7 protein-coding genes are annotated in these 6,931 nt (G+C 66.9%); 6 read left to right on the top strand and 1 reads right to left on the bottom strand.

What is annotated here, in order from left to right:
- Positions 1-1,442: toprim domain-containing protein (locus tag JHC57_RS11500; RefSeq protein WP_294030150.1), on the top strand; the 1,442-nt coding region annotated here is incomplete at its 5' end.
- Positions 1,443-1,574: 132 nt separating this feature from the next.
- On the top strand, positions 1,575-1,985 hold the full coding sequence (locus JHC57_RS11495; protein WP_294030149.1) for a septal ring lytic transglycosylase RlpA family protein: 411 nt from the start codon (positions 1,575-1,577) through the stop codon (positions 1,983-1,985).
- Between the two features lie 3 nt (positions 1,986-1,988).
- On the opposite strand, the gene JHC57_RS11490 is transcribed toward JHC57_RS11495, so the two are convergent.
- Positions 1,989-2,918: a glutaminase gene (locus JHC57_RS11490; RefSeq protein WP_294030148.1), complete on the bottom strand. Its 930-nt coding sequence runs from the start codon at positions 2,916-2,918 to the stop codon at positions 1,989-1,991.
- A 100-nt stretch (positions 2,919-3,018) separates the two neighbouring features.
- Here JHC57_RS11490 and JHC57_RS11485 point away from each other — a divergent pair, with 100 nt between their 5' ends.
- From JHC57_RS11485 to JHC57_RS11470, 4 genes are all read left to right on the top strand, one after another.
- Positions 3,019-3,492: a VOC family protein gene (locus JHC57_RS11485; RefSeq protein ID WP_294030147.1), complete on the top strand. Its 474-nt coding sequence runs from the start codon at positions 3,019-3,021 to the stop codon at positions 3,490-3,492.
- The gene (locus JHC57_RS11480; RefSeq protein ID WP_294030146.1) at positions 3,489-3,815 is read left to right on the top strand and encodes a metalloregulator ArsR/SmtB family transcription factor; all 327 of its coding nucleotides are present in this window, start codon (positions 3,489-3,491) and stop codon (positions 3,813-3,815) included. The genes JHC57_RS11485 and JHC57_RS11480 overlap by 4 nt, the downstream gene beginning before the upstream one ends.
- Positions 3,812-4,279 carry an SRPBCC domain-containing protein gene (locus JHC57_RS11475; protein ID WP_294030145.1) on the top strand — a complete coding sequence of 156 codons (468 nt, stop codon included), beginning with the start codon at positions 3,812-3,814 and terminating at the stop codon, positions 4,277-4,279. Before JHC57_RS11480 ends, JHC57_RS11475 begins: the two co-directional genes overlap by 4 nt.
- A 188-nt stretch (positions 4,280-4,467) precedes the next feature.
- Positions 4,468-6,930 (top strand): ligase-associated DNA damage response DEXH box helicase, encoded by a 2,463-nt coding sequence (locus JHC57_RS11470; protein WP_294030144.1) that lies wholly within the window; start codon positions 4,468-4,470, stop codon positions 6,928-6,930.
- The last annotated feature ends 1 nt before the right edge of the window (position 6,931 follow it).

Raw genomic sequence — 6,931 nt, 5'->3', positions numbered from 1 at the left:
AGCCGCTCGAAAGCCTGATGGCCGACCGGATGACCGAATGGCTCGAGGAAAATCCGGCACATGCGAAGGCGGTGATCCAGAAGGTCATCGACGCCGCCGCGGCGCGCGAGGCCGCGAAGAAAGCGCGCGAGCTGACGCGGCGCAAGGGCGCGATGGATATCGCGAGCCTGCCGGGTAAGCTCGCCGACTGTCAGGAACGCGACCCCTCGAAGTGCGAACTTTTCCTCGTCGAGGGTGACTCGGCAGGCGGCTCGGCGAAGCAGGGCCGCGACCGGCATGTACAGGCGATCCTGCCGCTGAAGGGCAAGATCTTGAACGTCGAGCGCGCGCGTTTCGACCGCATCATCTCGTCGAAGGAAGTCGGCACACTGATCCAGGCGCTCGGAACCGGCATCCGCGACGAGTTCAACCTCGAAAAGCTGCGCTATCACAAGATCGTGATCATGACCGACGCCGACGTCGACGGCGCGCATATCCGCACCTTGCTGCTCACCTTCTTCTATCGTCAGATGCCCGAGATCATCGAGGGCGGGCACCTCTACATCGCCCAGCCGCCGCTCTACAAGGTCGCGAAGGGGCGAAGCGAGGTCTATCTCAAGGACGATACCGCGCTCGAAAATTACCTCGTCGACGCGGGGATCGATGCGCTGCTGCTCGAAACGCCGGGCGGCGCGCGTTCGGGAGCGGATCTTCGCTCGCTGATCGAGCATGGCCGCCGCCTCCGGGCGCTGATGCGCTATGTGCCGCGCAGCCTCGATCACGGGCTTGTCGAAGCGCTGGCGCTGACCGGCGCGCTCGATCCCGATCTCGATACCGCGGGCCGCCACAGCGCCGCCGCGACCACCGCGACCTGGCTCAACGCCGCCGAGCGCGCGCTGACCGGTGGCGCCGAGGCGGTGTGGACCGTCGAGGCGGTCGAAGGCGGCGGCTATACGCTCGAACGCCGCTGGCGCGGGGTCAGCGACCATCATGCGATCGACGCGGGTTTCCTCGCCAGCCAGGAAGCGCGCCGGATGCACAAGCTCGCCGCCGAACAGGCCGACACCTATGCCCGCCCCGGCCGGCTGGTGAAGGCAAGCGGTGCCGCCGTCGAGGTCGAGGTCGAGGTCGAAAACGCCGAGAATGATGAGGGCGAGGCGCCTGCGGCGACGGCGAACACGAAGGCCAATCCGGTCACGCGCCCGTCCGAGCTGCTCGAGGCCATCTTTGCGCACAGCCGCAAGGGGCTCGCGATCAGCCGCTACAAGGGGCTGGGCGAGATGAATGCCGAGCAGCTTTGGGAAACGACGCTCGATCCCGCCAACCGTTCGCTGCTGCGCGTCGAAGCCGAACAGGCCGATGTCGCACACGAAATCTTTGAACGATTGATGGGCGACGAGGTCGAACCACGGCGCGATTTCATTCAGACGAACGCACTGTCGGTGGCGAATCTGGACGTATAAGTTCAGTTATTGTTCCGTTAAAACGGACAAAATCGCACATCCGGGCGCAAAATCGCTTCAGTTTAACGCGCGGCGGCTTGCCTGGACGAGCCGCCGCTGCTTTTGGCGCGTCCACCGAAAGGGGATGATGTCATGCGGGCCTTTTCAGCCATGCTGCTTCCGCTTCTGCTGACGGCTTCGGCCGCGGCGCAGGAAGTCGAAGTCACGGACAATCCGATCGACGAGATCGTCCAGCAACCCGAAACCGAAATCGACGGCGGAATGGCGAGCTATTACGGCCACGAACTCGCCGGCAATCGCACCGCGAGCGGCGAACGCTTCGACCCCGGCCAGCTGACCGCGGCACACCGCACCTTGCCCTTTGGCAGCATGGTGCGCGTTACCAACACCTCGAACGGCGACAGCGTCGTCGTCCGCATCAACGACCGCGGCCCCTTCTCGCGCGGCCGCGTGATCGATGTCAGCCAGGCGGCCGCCCGCGAAATCGGAATGCACCGCAGCGGCACCGCGCGCGTGAAGCTGGCGCTGCTCACCGACAACTGAGCGTCAGTCGAACACCGACCAGCCCGCCGCGTAGGCGAAATGTTCGAGCGCCACGGCGCCCGCGAGTGACGTTCCCGCCTCGTTGAGCGCGGGCGACCAGACCGCGATCGATCCCTGCCCCGGCGCGATGCAGAGGATCCCGCCGCCGACCCCGCTCTTGCCAGGAAGGCCGACCCGGAAGGCGAATTCGCCGCTGTTGTCATAGTGGCCGCAGAGCATCATGATCGCGTTGATCCGGCGGGCGCGGTGCGGCTCGATCAGCTGCTCGCGGGCAAGCGGGTCGCGCCCTTCCATCGCGAGGAAGAGGCCGGCGCGGGCTAGCTGGCGACAGCTCATCGCGATCGCGCATTGGCGGAAATAGACGCCGACGACGGTTTCGACCGGATGCGTGAGGTTGCCGAAGGCATCCATGAAATGCGCGAGGCTGCGGTTGCGCGCGCCGGTTTCGGATTCGGAAAAGGCGACGTCGAAATCGATGCCGATGCTGTCGTCTCCCGCCCGTGCACGCATGAAATCGACGATCTCGTCGGCGACCGCATCGCCGCTGCGCCCGTTGATCAGTCTATCAGTCGTTGCGATTGCGCCCGCGTTGATCAGCGGGTTGCGCGGGATGCCTTGCTCGCTTTCCAATTGGACGATCGAGTTGAACGCCGATCCCGACGGTTCGCGCCCGACGCTGTCCCACAGCGAACTGCCGACGCGGCGCAGCGCGAGCGCGAGCGTGAAGACCTTCGACACCGACTGGATCGAGAAGGGCTCGTCGGCGTCGCCCGAGGCGTGGACGGTGCCGTCGGGCAGCGCGAGCGCAAAGCCGAGCTTGTTCGGATCGACCTTGGCGAGCGCGGGAATATAGTCGGCGACGCGGCCTTGGCCGAGGTGCGCGGCGGCCAGCGTCATCGCTTCTTCGATATGGTTTTCGAGGCTGTGGGTCATGGTGGAACTTTAGCATCTTCGCGCACATCGGCTAGTATTTTCATTTTATCAAAAATATTGTATGAAATGGAAATCATCGACACGAATCGGGAGACGAGACATGGCCGATCATCCGCGTTCCAAGGGGCTGTCGAGCGCCGTCTGCTACAAGGACGCCAAGGCGGCGTTCCGCTGGCTGGAGGAGGCGTTCGGGTTCGAGCCGACCTTCGTGCTGCTCGATGCGGGCGGCAATCTGGCGCACAGCGAGATGGAATACGGCAATTCGTCGATCATGATCGGCAACGAATGGTCCGACGACCATCGCAGCCCCGTGAACCTCGGCGGCAAGAATACGCAGACGGTGCATGTCCAGCTGGGCCAAGGCGAGGATATCGACGCGCATTGCGACCGCGCGCGCGCGGCGGGCGCCGACATCATCGCCGCCCCCGAAACGCAATTCTACGGCGACCGCACCTATCGCGCGAGGGATTCCGAGGGCCATATCTGGACCTTTGGCGTCACCGTCGAGGAAAAGACCGCGGACGAATGGGACGCCGAGGGCGGCTTCACGACGAAGACGCGGCTCGACGATTGAGCGCCGCGCTCGACCGGATGCTCGGCGCACTCGCCGACCCGACACGGCGGCGCGCGATCGAACTGCTCGGCGAGCGGCCGCACAGCGCGGGCGAGCTCGCGGACGCGCTCGGCCTCGCGCCGCCCGCGATGAGCCGCCATCTGCGCGCGCTGAAGCAGGGCGGACTGGTCGAGGACGGGCACCCCGACTTCGACGCACGCGTGCGTATCTACAGCCTCAGGGACGGCGCGACCGCCGAGCTCAGACAGTGGCTGGCCGAGACCGAAGCGTTGTGGGCGCACCAGCTTGCGGCCTTCAAGCGGCATATCGAGGACGACGAATGAGCGCGGCGACGATCGTCGCGCTGCGCGTCGCGGCCACACCCGAAGCGGCCTTCACCGCCTTCACGCGCGACATCGGCAAATGGTGGAAAAGCCATCCGCTGTTTCAGCTTTCACGCAAGGGCGACGGGGTATTGCGGTTCGACCCCGCCGGCCCAGACGGGCGGCTCGTTACCCGTTTCGACGACGGCAAGGAGTGGGAGATCGGGCCGGTACGCCACTGGCTGCCGGGCGAACGACTGGCGTTCGGATGGCGGCTACCGAGTTTTGGGGACGATCAGGCGACCGAGGTCGATGTCCGCTTCGAAGCGGTGGGCGCGGAAACGCGCGTGACGGTCGAGCATCGCGGCTGGGACGGCATTCCCCGGAAACATGTCGCGCGGCACGGATTCGAGCTGATGCTGTTCCAGCGGCGGCTGGGCGAGCATTGGCGGGAGTTGCTGAAAGCGATGGAAGCGGGGCTTTGAATGAAGCCGTTTCGGGGTGGATTCCTGACACTCGTCATCCCGGACTTGATCCGGGATCCACCGCAGCGCTGAATTCATGGACCCCGGATCAAGTCCGGGGTGACGATGATGGCCAGGTCAGCTTCCGGTCGCTTCCGGACAATAAGAGAAGGATTGCGCGCGCGCCTCTCCCGTCCCACGTTCCGCTTATGGCCCTCCCCGCCCCCTTCACCGACTGGTTCGCCGCGCGCGGGTGGCGGCTGCGGCGGCACCAGGCCGATATGCTTGCGGCGGGCGAGCGGGGGGAGCATGCCTTGCTCGTCGCCGCGACGGGCGCGGGGAAGACGCTGTCGGGTTTTCTGCCGACGCTCGTCGACCTCGCGCAGCATCCGACCGACCGGCTGCACACGCTCTATGTGTCGCCGCTGAAAGCCCTTGCCGCCGACGTCGAGCGCAACCTCCTCGGCCCGATCGCCGAGATGGGGCTCGACATCAGCGTCGAAAGCCGCAGCGGCGACACCAGTTCGGACAAGAAGGCGCGCCAGCGCAGCCGGCCGCCGAATATCCTGCTGACCACCCCCGAATCGCTGTCGCTGCTGCTCTCCTACCCCGACAGCTTCACGATGTTCGCCGATCTGAAGACGGTGGTGATCGACGAGATCCATGCCTTTGCGCCCGGCAAGCGCGGCGATCTCCTGAGCCTCGCCATGGCGCGGCTCCAGCGGATCGCGCCCGGTCTTCGCCGCGTCGGGCTGTCGGCGACGATCGCCGACCCGGTACAATATGCCGGCTGGCTCGCGCCCGACGCCGACGCGGGCACCGTGACGCTCGTCGAGGGCGAGCCCGGCGCCGAACCCGATATCGAGATATTGCTTCCCGAGGGCGCGGTGCCATGGGCGGGGCATTCGGGGCGCTATGCCGTGCATCAGGTGATGGAGGTGATCGCGGGGAACCGCACGACGATCATCTTCTGCAACACGCGCGGGCTGGCCGAGCTGATCTTTCAGGAGCTGTGGAAGGTCAACGACCTGTCGCTGCCGATCGCGATCCACCACGGCAGCCTCGACCGCGAGGCGCGCCAGCGGGCGGAAGCGGCGATGGCCGAGGGGCGGCTGCGCGCGCTCGTCGCGACCGCGAGCCTCGACCTCGGGCTCGACTGGGGCGACGTCGACTGCGTGATCCAGATGGGCGCGCCCAAGGGCTCGTCGCGGCTGCTCCAGCGCATCGGGCGCGCGAACCACCGGCTCGACGAGCCGAGCAAGGCACTGATCGTGCCGGGCAACCGCTTCGAATATCTCGAAGCGCGCGCCGCGCTCGACGCGGTCGAGGCGGGCGAACGCGACGCCGACCGTTTCCGCCCCGGCGCGCTCGACGTGCTCGCGCAGCATGTGATGGCGCTCGCCTGCGCGGCGCCGTTCGACGAGGCCGAGCTGCTCGCCGAAATCCGCACCGCCGCGTCCTATCGCTGGATCGACGCCGGCATCTTCGCGCGCCTGCTCGGCTTCGTGCGCGACGGCGGCTATGCGCTCAAGAGCTACGACCGCTTCCGCCGCCTCGCCCCCGACGGGCAGGGACGCTGGCGCATCGCGCATCCGCGGCTGGCGGCGCAGCACCGGCTCAACGCGGGGATCATCGTCGAGGCGCCGATGGCCGATGTGCGGTTCAGGAACGGGCGGCGGCTCGGCAAGGTCGAGGAATATTTCGCGAGCACGCTGACCCCCGGCGACACCTTCGCCTTCGCCGGGCTCAGCCTCGAGGTCGAGGCGATCCGCGACACCGACCTGATCGTCCGCGCGACGACGCGTCCCGCGCGCATCCCGAGCTATATGGGCGCGCGCCTCGCAATCTCGACGCGGCTCGCCGACCGGGTGCGCCTGTTCCTCGCCGATCCGGCGAGCTGGCAGCGCTTTCCCGGGGATGTGCGCTTCTGGCTGGAGATGCAGGCGCTGCGATCGGCGCTGCCGCGGCCCGGCGAGCTGCTCGTCGAGACCTTTCCGCACGAGGGCAATCATTATCTCGTCTGCTATCCGTTCGAAGGGTGGAACGCGCACCAGTCGCTCGGCATGCTGATCACCAAGAGGATGGAACGCGCGGGGCTGCAACCGCTGGGTTTCGTCGCCTCCGACTATGCGATCGCGATCTGGTCGCTGCGGCCGGTCCTGCACCCGCAGAATCTGTTCGATCCGGAAATCCTGTCCGAAGAATTCGTCGAATGGGTCGAGCGGTCGCACCTTCTGAAGCGCGCCTTTCGCGAGGTCGCGATCATCGGCGGGCTGATCGAGCGCCAGCATCCGGGCAAGCGCAAGACCGGCAAGCAGGTGACCTTCTCGACCGACCTGATCTTCGACGTGCTCCGCAAATATGAGCCCGACCATCTGCTCCTCGAAGCCGCGTGGGCCGACGCGCGCGAGCGGCTGACCGACGTCGCGCGGCTGGGCGACCTGCTCGACCGCGCGGCGGGGACGATGCTGCACCGGAAGCTCGACCGGATCAGCCCGCTCGCCATCCCCGTGCTGGTGCTGATCGGGCGCGAGAATGTCGCCGCGGCCGATATCGACGATGCACTGCTCGGCGAACTCGCCGACAGCCTCGCCGAGCAGGCGATGCGTCCGGAACAGGCGGCCGGGACCGGCACCGGCGTTTCGCTTGCTGCACGGACCGATGAGGCGTAGA

This window comes from Sphingopyxis sp. (assembly GCF_016463645.1).
In the GTDB taxonomy this organism is placed as follows: domain Bacteria; phylum Pseudomonadota; class Alphaproteobacteria; order Sphingomonadales; family Sphingomonadaceae; genus Sphingopyxis.
The sequence above is the reverse complement of the archived record's forward strand: the minus strand, read 5'-3'. Positions and strand labels throughout refer to the sequence as shown.